The 12,091-nt window shown below is 65.1% G+C and carries 15 protein-coding genes; 10 read left to right on the top strand and 5 right to left on the bottom strand.

Translation table 11 applies throughout. The features are described from left to right. Positions 1-24 precede the first annotated feature (24 nt). Positions 25-450 (top strand): NusA-like transcription termination signal-binding factor, encoded by a 426-nt coding sequence (locus tag HWX69_RS00980; RefSeq protein ID WP_178915210.1) that lies wholly within the window; start codon positions 25-27, stop codon positions 448-450. Here HWX69_RS00980 and HWX69_RS00975 read toward each other — a convergent pair. Further along, the gene (locus HWX69_RS00975) at positions 442-777 is read right to left on the bottom strand and encodes a hypothetical protein (protein ID WP_178915209.1); all 336 of its coding nucleotides are present in this window, start codon (positions 775-777) and stop codon (positions 442-444) included. The genes HWX69_RS00980 and HWX69_RS00975 overlap by 9 nt on opposite strands. A gap of 161 nt (positions 778-938) precedes the next feature. Between HWX69_RS00975 and HWX69_RS00970 the strand changes: the two genes are divergently transcribed. Then, positions 939-1,367 (top strand): 30S ribosomal protein S12, encoded by a 429-nt coding sequence (locus tag HWX69_RS00970; protein ID WP_015410678.1) that lies wholly within the window; start codon positions 939-941, stop codon positions 1,365-1,367. A gap of 2 nt (positions 1,368-1,369) precedes the next feature. Then, complete coding sequence (locus tag HWX69_RS00965) at positions 1,370-1,981, top strand: 30S ribosomal protein S7 (protein WP_178915208.1); 612 nt, start codon at positions 1,370-1,372, stop codon at positions 1,979-1,981. A gap of 42 nt (positions 1,982-2,023) precedes the next feature. On the opposite strand, the gene HWX69_RS00960 is transcribed toward HWX69_RS00965, so the two are convergent. Further along, on the bottom strand, positions 2,024-2,854 hold the full coding sequence (locus HWX69_RS00960; RefSeq protein WP_178915207.1) for an NmrA family NAD(P)-binding protein: 831 nt from the start codon (positions 2,852-2,854) through the stop codon (positions 2,024-2,026). Beyond that, positions 2,851-3,234, bottom strand: a complete 384-nt coding sequence (locus tag HWX69_RS00955; RefSeq protein WP_178915206.1) for a DUF6069 family protein — start codon at positions 3,232-3,234, stop codon at positions 2,851-2,853. The genes HWX69_RS00960 and HWX69_RS00955 overlap by 4 nt, the downstream gene beginning before the upstream one ends. A 183-nt stretch (positions 3,235-3,417) precedes the next feature. On the opposite strand from HWX69_RS00955, the gene HWX69_RS00950 reads away from it, so the two are divergent. Next, positions 3,418-4,761 (top strand): PQQ-dependent sugar dehydrogenase, encoded by a 1,344-nt coding sequence (locus HWX69_RS00950; protein ID WP_178915205.1) that lies wholly within the window; start codon positions 3,418-3,420, stop codon positions 4,759-4,761. On the opposite strand, the gene HWX69_RS00945 is transcribed toward HWX69_RS00950, so the two are convergent. Further along, a complete protein-coding gene (locus HWX69_RS00945; RefSeq protein ID WP_178915204.1) occupies positions 4,758-5,519 on the bottom strand; it encodes a DUF5781 family protein in 762 nt (253 codons plus the stop codon). The genes HWX69_RS00950 and HWX69_RS00945 overlap by 4 nt on opposite strands. Before the next feature lie 176 nt (positions 5,520-5,695). Between HWX69_RS00945 and HWX69_RS00940 the strand changes: the two genes are divergently transcribed. Beyond that, entirely contained in the window at positions 5,696-7,885 is a 2,190-nt protein-coding gene (locus tag HWX69_RS00940) for an elongation factor EF-2 (RefSeq protein ID WP_156709885.1), read from the top strand. 43 nt (positions 7,886-7,928) lie between these two features. After that, entirely contained in the window at positions 7,929-8,309 is a 381-nt protein-coding gene (locus HWX69_RS00935) for a hypothetical protein (protein ID WP_178915203.1), read from the top strand. Between the two features lie 42 nt (positions 8,310-8,351). Here the strand turns inward: HWX69_RS00935 and HWX69_RS00930 are convergent, their stop codons facing one another. Then, entirely contained in the window at positions 8,352-8,768 is a 417-nt protein-coding gene (locus tag HWX69_RS00930) for a hypothetical protein (protein ID WP_178915202.1), read from the bottom strand. A 115-nt stretch (positions 8,769-8,883) separates the two neighbouring features. Here HWX69_RS00930 and HWX69_RS00925 point away from each other — a divergent pair, with 115 nt between their 5' ends. From HWX69_RS00925 to tuf, 4 genes are all read left to right on the top strand, one after another. Further along, positions 8,884-9,102 (top strand): hypothetical protein, encoded by a 219-nt coding sequence (locus HWX69_RS00925; protein WP_178915201.1) that lies wholly within the window; start codon positions 8,884-8,886, stop codon positions 9,100-9,102. Between the two features lie 87 nt (positions 9,103-9,189). Further along, the gene (locus HWX69_RS00920) at positions 9,190-9,714 is read left to right on the top strand and encodes an amino acid-binding protein (RefSeq protein WP_178915200.1); all 525 of its coding nucleotides are present in this window, start codon (positions 9,190-9,192) and stop codon (positions 9,712-9,714) included. Beyond that, entirely contained in the window at positions 9,711-10,658 is a 948-nt protein-coding gene (locus tag HWX69_RS00915; RefSeq protein ID WP_178915199.1) for a homoserine dehydrogenase, read from the top strand. Before HWX69_RS00920 ends, HWX69_RS00915 begins: the two co-directional genes overlap by 4 nt. Positions 10,659-10,824: 166 nt before the next feature. Next, positions 10,825-12,090 (top strand): translation elongation factor EF-1 subunit alpha, encoded by a 1,266-nt coding sequence (gene tuf, locus HWX69_RS00910; RefSeq protein ID WP_178915198.1) that lies wholly within the window; start codon positions 10,825-10,827, stop codon positions 12,088-12,090. The last annotated feature ends 1 nt before the right edge of the window (position 12,091 follow it).

The raw sequence follows: 12,091 nt of genomic DNA, 5'->3' as shown, positions 1-12,091 counted from the left end.
CGGGTCCGCCTTTTAGGCTACTTCATGACCGTCACGCTTTCCGACGAGGCCAGACAGTACATCGCGCTCCTCGATGAGGAAACCGACGTGGCGGCGACCGACTGCCTCATCGACGACGACGAGGACCGCCTAATCTTCGTCGTGCCACCGGGAACGATGGGACGGGCCATCGGGCCGGGAGGAAAACACGTCAAGGCCCTCGAAGAGCGGTTGGGCAAGCACGTCGAGTTAGTGGAGGGGGCGGACACACCCGAGGACTTCGTCGCGAACGCGCTCGCGCCCGCGGCGGTGTACAACGTGACGATAAGCGACGGCGAGACGACCGTCGCCTACGCGGAGGTCGACCACGACGACCGCGGTGTCGCCATCGGGACGGAGGGTCGAAACATCGCCATCGCCCGTCGGTTGGCGAAGCGGCACTTCGACATCGACGAAATCGAGCTAACGTAGCAGGCGTCGCCACGCCTCTGTGACGCGGTCGAGCGTGTTTTCGGGCCGGTCTGGGGCGAACGACGAGCCGGTTCCGTCGTGGTAGGCGTCGATGTCGTCCAGTAAGTCGTCTAGCCGTGGGTCGACGGTTCCGAGCCCCTCGGCGGAACGGCCCTCCGGCGGGCGTCGCCCCTCCCGAACGAGGACGCTTCCGCAGTCGGGACACTCGAAGTAACGGTTGGCGCCGCCGTCGGCGCCGAGTTCGCGGACGGCGTCGTGGTCGCAGTCGGCGTCACCACCGCCAGGGATGGCGTACAAGCGGTGCTCGGGGTCGGGTGTCGATGACATGTGTGGTATGTTGTATCACACAAACAAGTATTCGTCGGGTGGTGTGTGCTGCGGTCGGTAGCCCTCGGCGAGTGGGTGTGTCTCCCACATGCGGGATGGACACACGACGACGCCGTCGAAAAGGGATGCTTAAGTATCTCCGTAGGGAAGCAAGGGGTACTATGGCGAACGGCAAATACGCCGCGCGCAAACTCAAGAAGGACCGCCAGAAACACCGGTGGTCCGACTCTGATTACGCGCGCCGTGCCCGCGGACTCGGCAAGAAGTCCGACCCCCTCGAGGGCGCCCCCCAAGGTCGGGGCATCGTCCTCGAGAAGGTCGGTATCGAGGCAAAGCAGCCCAACTCGGCCATCCGGAAGTGCGTCCGAGTGCAACTCATCAAGAACGGCAAGCAAGTCACCGCCTTCTGTCCCGGTGACGGTGCCATCTCGTTCATCGACGAGCACGACGAGGTCACCATCGCCGGTATCGGTGGGGCGAAGGGTCGTGCGATGGGCGACCTCTCGGGTGTCAACTACAAAGTCGAGAAAGTCAACGGCGTCTCGATGATCGAACTTGTCCGCGGGAACGCGGAGAAACCGGTGCGATAACGATGAGTTCGGACGCACCAGAGCCGGACGCCCCGGCATCGACCGACGACGAGCGCGTCTCGGCGAAACTGTTCGGCGAGTGGGAAATCGGAGAAATCGAGTACACCGACCCCTCGATGCGCCGCTACATCACCGTCACGCCCATCGCCCACACGATGGGACGGCACTCCGAAAAGCAGTTCAAGAAATCCGAAATCAGCATCGTCGAGCGGCTCATCAACCGCCTGATGCAGACCGAGGAGAACACGGGCAAGAAACAGCAGGCGACGCGCATCGTCCGCGACGCCTTCGAAATCGTCGCCGAGCGAACCGACGAGAACCCCGTGCAGGTACTCGTCCGCGCCGTCGAGAACAGCGGCCCCCGAGAGGAGACGGTCCGTCTGAAGTACGGCGGGATTTCGGTGCCGAAAGCCGTCGACGTGGCCCCGCAGCGCCGCGTCGATCAGTCGCTGAAGTTCATCGCACAGGGCACACAGAGCGGGTCGTTCAAGACGACGACGCCGGCCGAGGAGGCGCTGGCCCAGCAGATTACGGGCGCCGCTGACTACGATCTCCAGGCCTACCCCATCAGCCAGAAGGAAGAACAGGAGCGCGTCGCGGCCGCAGCCCGCTAACCGTTCGCTTTCCCTCTCGTTTCTCTCGGTACGTAGCCTCGGCTACTGCCAGCTTTCGCGGTGTTCCCGCGTGAACGTCTCGAAGTCCGTCGGCGCTCTCCCGAGCAGCGTTTCGAGGTCGTCGGTGACACGCCCTGCGAGCCCGAGGCGTGCAGTGGTGTAGATGCCGGCCATGACGGCCGTCTTCGAGAGGTTCCGGTCGATACGATACCGTCGCCACAGGAAGCGAACGAGCGAGGGGTTCGCGTATCGCACGTCGTGGTCGAGTGTCGCCGAGAGAATCGCGGCGACAGCGTGGTAGTCGAGGGCCTCGGGCCCGGTTAGGTCGTAGGCTCCGGTCAGCCCCTCGGTGAGTGCTCTGGCGCCGACGGCGGCCACGTCGCGGGCGTCGACGAAACTCGTGGCGCCGTCGCCTGCGGGAACGAACAGTTCGCCGTCGCGGACTTCCTCGCGGTGGACGGTGGTGAGGTTCTGCATGAAGAACGACGCCCGCAGATACGTCGTCTCGACGCCTGCGCCGTCGAGCCACGACTCGATGTGGGCGTGCGGGACTATCTGGTTCCGGTCGGCACCGATGACCGAGAGGAACACGACGTGTTCGACGCCCGCGCCGACGGCAGCGGCGAGTGCGGGGACGATGTCGCGGCGGATCCGAGAGAGCTGTGGTGGTCGGACGAGAAACAGCGAGTCGACGCCGTCGAACGTCTCCCGGTAGGTCGTCGGGTCGGTGAAGTCGAACTCGACGACTTCCTCGGCGGGGCCATCGAAGTGGTCGGGCGACCGGACCGCTGCTCGAACTGGCGTCGCGTCGCCGTCGAGTTCGGTACAGACCGCGCTGCCGACCGTCCCGGTCGCACCGGTGACGAGTATCATCGTAGTGCCGACCGGTCGACGAGCGCGGCGACGGTGACGGCGGCGGCGACGACGTGCATCAACGCGAGGACGGCCAACCGGGCCGTCGTCGCTCCCTCGAACGACGATGCTTGCACGAGCGTGACCATCGATACGAGCGTGACGCCGACGGCGACAACGACGAATCGACGGTCGGCAGCGGGACCGAACACCCGTTTGAAGATTGCGTAGACGGCGGTGCCACCGATGGCACCGATTGCCGTCACGAGGGCGACCGGTGGGACGGCGAAGGGGTCGAAGCCGCCGGCACCGAGCGTCACCAGTGCCACTCCCAACACGAGGAGGTTCGCGACGATGGCGGCAACGACGGCCACGGCGCCGCGTCGGAGGAGGTCGTTCATCTCGACGCACCCGGAATCGTTCGGTCGGGTTCACGGCTCAGTCGGCCACTCGCATCGAATAGAAGGGGTACCATAGGTCTGGTACGGCCGCTGACGGCTTATATTTCCGCGTGGCGAATCGAATGGGATTCGAACACCTTTCCGAAACAGCACGTTTTAGCGGACGGGGTCGTATGGGCGGGTATGGAGCCCCTCCACAGTCGCCGTCGGTTCCTCGCGTCGGTCGGTGCGGCCGGGTCCCTCGCCGTCGCCGGCTGTTTCGACGATGATTCCGATGCTGGTGACCCGGAACCGGTCGACTCAGAGTACGACCTCTCGGTCGCCCACGACATCGAGTCGTGGGACCGCTACGACCCCGAGTGGGAGCCGCCCCGCAACTCGCCGCTGGAGGCGACCTACGGGACGGAAACGGTCATCGAGAACCTCGAAGTCGGCTGGGACCTCGAGTTCGCCGATAGCGGCGAGGTGTTCATCTCCGAGCGCGTCGGCCGCATCAGTCGGTACTCCGCGGGCGAACTGGAAGCCGTCGCCACGCCCGACGACGTCATCGACCACGCGGACTCCATCGAGAACCCCGAGGACAACGACTGGTGGGCCGGCGGCAGCGAAGGTGGCTTGCTCGGCATCGCCCTGCACCCGAACTACCCCGACGTACCGGTGCTGTACGCCTTCTACACCTATCGGGCGGGCGAGGAGGACTACCGGAATCGGCTGGTGTTCTACGACCTCGAGAACGGCAACGAGGAGACGGTCGTTATCGACGACATCCCCGGCCACCGCATCATCCACAACGGCGCGCGACTGGCGTTCGGCCCGCGAAACTATCTGTGGGTGACCACCGGCGACGCCAACGTCGAGGGACTGCCGCAGGACCCCGGACGACTCGGCGGGAAGGTCCTCCGGTTGAACCCCGACGGTACCGCTCCCGAGGACAATCCCGGCCTCGAAGACCCCCGGGTGTACACCTACGGCCACCGGAACCCACAGGCAGTGACGTGGCTGCCCGACGGGACGACACTCGTCTCCGAACACGGGCCGCAGGCGCGCGACGAGATGCAGATACTCGAAGCGGGTGGCAACTACGGGTGGTCGGACGTTCGCAGCGGTCCGGACGACGACGCCTACGAGTCCTACTCCGACCATCCGGACGTGATTCCGCCGCTCGTCCACACGCGCGGAACGAGCTGGGCGCCGACCGGCGGCGTCTTCTACACTGGTGATGCGGTGCCTGCCCTCCAAAACCGGTTCATCAGCGGCGGTCTCATCTCCCAGCGGCTGAACGTGGTCTCGATTTACGACGGCGACCCGCCGGACATCGGTGGCCAACGCTTCGACGACGACTGGCTGTATTCGGAGTACGACGCGGTTTCCCACTCGCTGTTCGAGGACGAACTCGGACGGATTCGGCACGCCGAGCAGGGGCCCGACGGGGCGCTGTACGTCGTCACGTCGAATCGCGACGGTCGCGCGACCGAACGGTTCCCCAAGCCGAACGACGACCGCCTGCTCCGTATCGTTCAGAACTAATCGGCTGCCCGCTGGGACGGTCCGTCGCCGAGGACGTACTCCCGGGTCACGTCGACGAGCGCCTTCCGGTACTCGGACTCGTCGGGGTCGTCGGCCAACGACCGGAACGTCCGTTTGAACGTCGACAGCGACACGTCGGGTGCGTCCGCGGCGGCGGCGTGGGCGAGGTCGTACAGTCGGTGGCCGTCGCCGATGGCGTCGTGGCGTTCGAGCAGGGCGAGTGCGAACGCCGCGTTGACGGCGGTGATGTCGGGGTCGGCGGCGGGACTCCACCGCTCCCACTCACCGGGGGCCGACGGCGGGGAGTCGGCGACCGCCCGCGCGAGCGAGGATTCCATGAAGGAGACCAACTTCTCGGTCGGGCCGATGTCGAGAGTGATGTCGTCGGCGTAGATGTCCTTCATGTGGTTGGCGATCTGATAACAGTGGGAGAGTTTGCGCCGCTCGACGCTCTTGCCGGCCAACGCGAGAAACAGCGCCTCCTCGGTCGACTGGAGGTGTGAGGGGTGTTCTTCCTCGTAGCGCGCCATGTGTGCGAACTCGTGGAGGGCGAGTTCCCGTGCCATCGCCGAGGTGGCGGCTCGCCTGGAGACGAGCAGTTCGTGGCGGTCGTCGTAGTGGCCCGCGACGGTCCGTTCGTCGGGGTTTTCGCGTATCTTCACGACGACCGGGAGGTCGAGGTCGTACTCGGTGGCGAGGAGGTCACGCGAGCTCAAAAACGGTTCCGCGGGCCCACGTCCCGTCACGCGAACGTCCATGTCTACCGTTACCACGGTCTTGAAGGGTTTGACTCTTGTGTCGGCGGACATTCCCGCGCTCGTCGGCCGGTCGTCGCGGCGTGTGGCACCGGCACACGGGCTGGAACGTCGAGAGCGCGTTTCAGCCACGGCGAAACACTATCCTTTTCACCCTGCTGTCGATAACTGACTGTATAATGGGCCGACGCAAAAAAATCGTACAGGAGTGCGAACGGCTGATGGACAAACCGGAGAACATCCGGAACATCGCCATCGCCGCGCACGTCGACCACGGGAAGACGACGCTGACCGACAACCTCCTCGCGGGTGCCGGCATGATATCCGACGAGACGGCTGGCCAACAGCTCGCGATGGACACCGAGGAGGACGAACAGGAACGCGGTATCACCATCGACGCGGCGAACGTCTCGATGACACACGAGTACGAGGACACCAACCACCTCATCAACCTCATCGACACGCCGGGCCACGTCGACTTCGGTGGCGACGTGACGCGGGCGATGCGTGCCGTCGACGGCGCGCTCGTCGTCGTCGACGCCGTCGAGGGGGCGATGCCCCAGACCGAGACCGTCCTGCGGCAGGCGCTGCGGGAGGGCGTCAAGCCGACGCTGTTCATCAACAAGGTCGACCGCCTCATCTCCGAACTCCAGGAGGGACCCCAGGAGATGCAACAGCGGCTCACGGGCGTCATCCACGACGTCAACGAGCTCATCCGCGGCATGACCGAGGAGATGGACGACATCGACGAGGACTGGACGGTCTCCGTCGAAGACGGCACCGTCGGCTTCGGGTCGGCGCTGTACAAGTGGGGCGTCTCGATGCCCTCGATGCAGCGGACCGGGATGGACTTCGGTGAGATTATCGACCTCGAACAGGCCGACAAGCGCCAGGAGCTCCACGAGCGGACGCCGCTGTCCGACGTGGTTCTCGACATGGTGTGTGAGCACTTCCCGAACCCCGTCGACGCACAGCCGCGTCGTATCCCGCGCATCTGGCGTGGCGATGCGGACTCCGAACTCGCCGACCAGATGCGACTGGTCGACGAGACGGGCGAGGTCGTCATGATGGTCACCGACATCGGTATCGACCCCCACGCCGGCGAAATCGCCGCGGGTCGTGTGTTCTCGGGCACCATCGAGAAGGGCCAGGACCTCTATGTCTCGGGGACCGTCGGGACGAACCGGGTCCAGAGCGTCGGCATCTACATGGGTGGCGAACGCGAGGAGGTCGAACACGTCCCCGCGGGCAACATCGCCGCCGTCACTGGGTTGAAGGACGCCATCGCCGGGTCGACCGTCTCCTCGGTGGAGATGACGCCGTTCGAGTCCATCGAACACATCTCCGAGCCGGTCATCACGAAATCCGTCGAGGCCCAGAGCATGGACGACCTGCCGAAGCTCATCGAGACGCTCCAGCAGGTCGCAAAGGAGGACCCCACCATCCAGATCGAGATTAACGAGGACACCGGCGAACACCTCATCTCCGGGCAGGGTGAACTCCACCTCGAGGTCATCACCCAGCGTATCGAGCGCAACCAGGGTATCCCGGTCAACACCGGCGAACCCATCGTCGTCTACCGGGAGGCACCGCAGGAAGCGTCCCGCGAGGTCGAGGGCCGTTCACCGAACAACCACAACCGGTTCTACATCACCGTCGAACCGCTCGAACAGGACATCGTCGACGGCATCAAACTCGGCGACATCTCGATGGACATGCCCGAACTGGAGCGCCGTGAGGAGCTCATGGAGCAGGGCATGGACAAAGACACCGCCCAGAACGTCGAGCACATCCACGGGACGAACGTGTTCATCGACGACACGAAGGGTATCCAGCACCTCAACGAGACGATGGAGCTCGTCATCGAGGGGCTCGAAGAGGCGCTCAACGACGGCCCACTCGCCGCCGAACCCGTCGAGGGGTCGCTCATCCGACTCCACGACGCGCGCCTCCACGAGGACGCCATCCACCGCGGTCCGGCACAGGTCATCCCCGCGGTTCGACAGGCCGTCCACAACGCACTCATCGACGCGGAAATCAAGCTGCTGGAGCCGATTCAGCAGGTCCGTATCGACGTGCCCAACGAGCACATGGGCGCTGCCTCCGGCGAGATTCAGGGTCGACGTGGCCGTGTCGACGACATGTACCAGGAGGGTGACCTCATGGTCGTCGAGGGTATCGCGCCCGTCGACGAGATGATCGGCTTCTCCAGCGACATCCGCTCGGCCACCGAGGGTCGAGCCTCCTGGAACACGGAGAACGCCGGCTTCCGCGTGCTGGCCGACAACCTCCAGCCCGACATCATCAACGAGATTCGAGAGCGGAAGGGCATGAAGCTCGAACTGCCGCAGTCTATCGACTACTTCTAACGACTCCACCGGATTTTTTGTACTGTCTCGCCGTGCGTAGCTTATGGGTCACGAGGCTGCTCGGCGGGTCACGGAATTCCTCCACGACCGAATCGAAGCGGACCTCCGGACTGTCGTCGTCATTCGGGAGGACGGCCACGATATCCACTATCTTCGCGAGGACCTCCGGGAACGGTACGACGGGGAGACCTACGGTGATGTCGTCGACACGTTTCGACTGGAGGACCCGTATACGTCTCCGGGTGTCGAAGACCAACCGGTCGGAGAGCGCCGTGGAATCGTCCACTACCACGAACACGCCTTCGTCATCCAGTTTCCCGTCTCGGACGCCGAGAGTGTTCTCATCAGCCTCTCGCGTGACTCCGGGCAGAACCTGCTTGAGTTCCTCGAGACGTGTCGGCACCGGGTCGTCGAGTCGTCCTGAGAGCCGACCGTCCGAGTCGTGACGTTCGGTGGCGCTCCGACGCTAGTGGTCGCCGCCGTCGATCGCCGAACCCCCTCGTTCGGAGTCGCCCCACTCGAAGACGGCGTAGTACGACAACACGATAGCGCCGCCGACCAGTACGGTCATGACTGGGTTGACGCTGAGTCCGACGCTGCTTGGCGGAACCCCGATGAGCGTGCCCAACATTCGATAGCCGACGATGGTGCCGAAAAGCAGCGACAGGCCGACGAGGGTGCCACAGAACACGACGGCGAACCGAGAGAGTCGTCGTGCGTCGACGCCGACGGCTACCGCCGTCGCCGCGGGGAGCGGCCAGACGAGCAACGCCCCGTACAGTTCCGCCCCGGTCTGTGGGCCGAACACCGAGGCCGTCGTGACGACGGCGACCAGCGCCGTCACTGCTGCTGTGGTGGCCACGCCCGGAATCTTCTCGTCCATCGCTCCGTGGTAATTATTTATAATTGTATATAAACGCACGTCCAGTTTCGAGACTCGAAACTCGACGGGGATACGCGGCGACACGCCGAAGAGGGCGGCCGGCGTACCCCTCGATATGTCCATGGCGTATCAGGTGGTCGACGTGGTAATCGCGGCGCTGTTGGCGGGGTTGTCGTCGTTTCTCGTCAGTGCTGTCCTGCCGGAGTTCGCGGTCACGACGGGTATCGTACTGGCCTGTATGTACTACTTCTCGCGGAACCCGTGGGGGGCGGCCGACGGTGCGGCGTACAACGAGCGCATCGACGAGGTGTACGACCGACTGTTGCCGGTGTGAACTACCGGCCACGCTTGCGAATGACGGCGCTCTTATAGCCGGCGGTGTTGAGTGGCAGGTAATGAGCGAACGTTCGGAGGTGAGTCGATGAGCGAGGCAGACAGACGGTCGTACACGGTTCGGCTCGAACTCGTCGACGAACCCGGTGAGCTGTTGGGCGCGCTCGAACCCATCGCGGACAACGGTGGGAACCTGCTGTCGATATTCCACGAGCGCGGCAACCTCACACCACGGGGCCACATCCCCGTCGAGGTCGACCTCGAGGCGACCCAGGCGCAGTTCGACGTCATCGTCGACTCGCTCCGGAAAGCGGGCGTCAACGTCATTCAGGCGGGTGCCGAGCGTTACAGCGAGGAGTTGACCGTCGTGTTGGTCGGTCACCTCGTCGAGACGGACCTCTCTGATACCCTCCGGCGGTTCCACGACTGCGGTGGGGTTTCGGTCGCGGACCTGTCGCTGTCGGCGCCAGCGGGCACTGAGGGGCCATCGAGCGCCCGCCTGCGCGTCGTCGCCAGCGAAGGGCAGAGCGACGACGCACTCGCGACTATCCGAGCGGTCGCCGAGGAGAAGGACCTGCGCGTCATCGAACCGCTGACGGAGGGGTCCCAATGAGACTGGCCGTGATGGGTGCCGGCGCCGTCGGTTCCTCCGTGGTGGAGTTGGCCGGCGAGTACGGCCACGAGGTCGTCGCGGTCGCGGACTCCTCGACGGCGGCCGTCGACGACGAAGGCCTCGATGCCGAGGACGTCCTCGCCCGAAAGCGAAGCCGCGGCGTCGTCGGCAATCAGGACCCTGCGGACGCGCTGGAAGCCGACTACGACGCCCTCGTCGAGGCGACGCCGACGACGCTCGGCGACGCCGAACCGGGCTTTTCACACGTCGAGCGCGCGCTCGAACGGGACCGCCACGTCGTGTTGGCGAACAAGGGGCCGGTCGCCGAACGCTACGACGAGGTTCGCAGTTTGGAGGCCGACTCGAAGGGGTCGGTGCTGTTCGAGGCCGCCGTCGGCGGTGCGATTCCGATTCTGTCGACTATCGACGACCTCAACGGGCAGGTGACCGCCGCACGCGGCGTCCTCAACGGGACGGCGAACTTCATCCTCACCCGGATGGCCGCAGAGGGACTGGGATACGAGCACGTTCTCGCGGAAGCACAGGATCTCGGCGTCGCCGAGGCCGACCCCACCTTCGACGTAGAGGGGACCGACGCCGCCCTGAAGTGCGTCATCCTCGCGAACGTGCTGTACGACGACACCTACACGCTCGAAGACGCCGAGGTCGAGGGCATCGCCGATTTGCCCGGAAGCGCACTCGAACTCGCCGCCGAGGACGGCCGGACCATCCGACTCATCGGGGAAGTCGCCGACGGCGAGGTTCGGGTCGGGCCGCGACTGGTGCCGGAAAACGGGACGCTCGCCGTCTCGGGGACGCTCAACATCGTCCAGTTGGAGACGAACCACGCCGGCCGGCTGAATATCTCGGGACGCGGTGCAGGCGGCCCGGAGACGGCCAGCGCCGTCCTGGCCGATATCGGGCGGCTCCCGCCCGTGGAGTGACCCTCTTGGACGGCGGCGTTCCCCGCTAACACTCCCGCTGACTGTTCCCGTGTCATCACCTCGCAAACCGCCCGACGCGCCCGGTTTCGGCGGAATCCCTTTCGAAATCGTTTTACGGGGCACCGACAAAAGACTCCGATATAGCGCCTCTGCGCGTGAGACCACAATGAGCGACAAACCACACCAGAACTTGGCCGTCATCGGCCACGTCGACCACGGAAAGAGTACGATGGTCGGGCGGCTCCTCTTCGAGACCGGGAGCGTCCCCGAGCACGTCATCGAACAGTACCGAGAGGAAGCCGAAGAGAAGGGCAAAGGCGGCTTCGAGTTCGCCTACGTCATGGACAACCTCGCCGAGGAGCGAGAGCGCGGTGTAACCATCGACATCGCCCACCAGGAGTTCGACACCGACGAGTACTACTTCACCATCGTCGACTGTCCGGGTCACCGCGACTTCGTCAAGAACATGATTACTGGCGCGAGCCAGGCCGACAACGCGGTGCTCGTCGTCGCAGCCGACGACGGTGTCCAGCCGCAGACCCAAGAGCACGTCTTCCTGGCCCGGACGCTGGGTATCGACGAGCTCATCATCGCGGTCAACAAGATGGACCTCGTCGACTACGACGAGAGCAAGTACAAGGCCGTCGTCGACGAGGTCAACCAGCTGCTCCAGCAGGTTCGCTTCAACACCGACGACGCCAAGTACATCCCGACCTCGGCGTTCGAGGGCGACAACGTCTCCGAGGAATCGGAGAACACGCCGTGGTACGATGGCCCGACCCTGCTCGAGGCCCTCAACGACCTGCCGGAGCCGCAGCCGCCGACGGACGCGCCGCTGCGACTGCCCATTCAGGACGTTTACACCATCTCCGGTATCGGTACGGTCCCGGTCGGCCGTGTCGAGACGGGGATGCTGAACACGGGCGACAACGTCTCCTTCCAGCCGAGCGACGCTGGCGGAGAGGTCAAGACCATCGAAATGCACCACGAGGAAGTCCCCGAGGCCGGCCCCGGCGACAACGTCGGATTCAACGTCCGCGGCGTCGGCAAGGACGACATCCGACGCGGTGACGTCTGTGGCCCCGCCGACGACCCGCCGACGGTCGCCGAGACCTTCCAGGCACAGGTCGTCGTCATGCAGCACCCCTCGGTCATCACCGCTGGCTACACGCCGGTCTTCCACGCCCACACGGCGCAGGTCGCGTGTACCATCGAGTCCATCGACAAGAAGATCGACCCCTCCTCCGGCGAGGTCGCCGAGGAGAACCCGGACTTCATCCAGTCCGGCGACGCTGCCGTCGTCACCGTCCGACCGCAGAAGCCGCTCAGCATCGAGTCCTCGAACGAGATTCCCGAGCTGGGCAGCTTCGCCATCCGCGACATGGGTCAGACCGTCGCGGCCGGCAAGGTCCTCAGCGTCAACGAGCGATAAC

The sequence above is a fragment of the Natronomonas gomsonensis genome, from assembly GCF_013391635.1.
GTDB classification, from domain to species: domain Archaea; phylum Halobacteriota; class Halobacteria; order Halobacteriales; family Haloarculaceae; genus Natronomonas; species Natronomonas gomsonensis_A.
This window is presented reverse-complemented; position numbering and strand designations above follow the sequence as displayed.

Excerpts from the sequence above, each read along its gene's own strand:
- HWX69_RS00980 (WP_178915210.1), top strand. The coding sequence starts at position 25 with ATGACCGTCACGCTTTCCGACGAGGCCAGACAGTACATCGCGCTCCTC.
- HWX69_RS00975 (WP_178915209.1), bottom strand. The coding sequence starts at position 777 with ATGTCATCGACACCCGACCCCGAGCACCGCTTGTACGCCATCCCTGGC.
- HWX69_RS00970 (WP_015410678.1), top strand. The coding sequence starts at position 939 with ATGGCGAACGGCAAATACGCCGCGCGCAAACTCAAGAAGGACCGCCAG.
- HWX69_RS00965 (WP_178915208.1), top strand. The coding sequence starts at position 1,370 with ATGAGTTCGGACGCACCAGAGCCGGACGCCCCGGCATCGACCGACGAC.
- HWX69_RS00960 (WP_178915207.1), bottom strand. The coding sequence starts at position 2,854 with ATGATACTCGTCACCGGTGCGACCGGGACGGTCGGCAGCGCGGTCTGT.
- HWX69_RS00955 (WP_178915206.1), bottom strand. The coding sequence starts at position 3,234 with ATGAACGACCTCCTCCGACGCGGCGCCGTGGCCGTCGTTGCCGCCATC.
- HWX69_RS00950 (WP_178915205.1), top strand. The coding sequence starts at position 3,418 with ATGGAGCCCCTCCACAGTCGCCGTCGGTTCCTCGCGTCGGTCGGTGCG.
- HWX69_RS00945 (WP_178915204.1), bottom strand. The coding sequence starts at position 5,519 with ATGGACGTTCGCGTGACGGGACGTGGGCCCGCGGAACCGTTTTTGAGC.
- HWX69_RS00940 (WP_156709885.1), top strand. The coding sequence starts at position 5,696 with ATGGGCCGACGCAAAAAAATCGTACAGGAGTGCGAACGGCTGATGGAC.
- HWX69_RS00935 (WP_178915203.1), top strand. The coding sequence starts at position 7,929 with ATGGGTCACGAGGCTGCTCGGCGGGTCACGGAATTCCTCCACGACCGA.
- HWX69_RS00930 (WP_178915202.1), bottom strand. The coding sequence starts at position 8,768 with ATGGACGAGAAGATTCCGGGCGTGGCCACCACAGCAGCAGTGACGGCG.
- HWX69_RS00925 (WP_178915201.1), top strand. The coding sequence starts at position 8,884 with ATGTCCATGGCGTATCAGGTGGTCGACGTGGTAATCGCGGCGCTGTTG.
- HWX69_RS00920 (WP_178915200.1), top strand. The coding sequence starts at position 9,190 with ATGAGCGAGGCAGACAGACGGTCGTACACGGTTCGGCTCGAACTCGTC.
- HWX69_RS00915 (WP_178915199.1), top strand. The coding sequence starts at position 9,711 with ATGAGACTGGCCGTGATGGGTGCCGGCGCCGTCGGTTCCTCCGTGGTG.
- tuf (WP_178915198.1), top strand. The coding sequence starts at position 10,825 with ATGAGCGACAAACCACACCAGAACTTGGCCGTCATCGGCCACGTCGAC.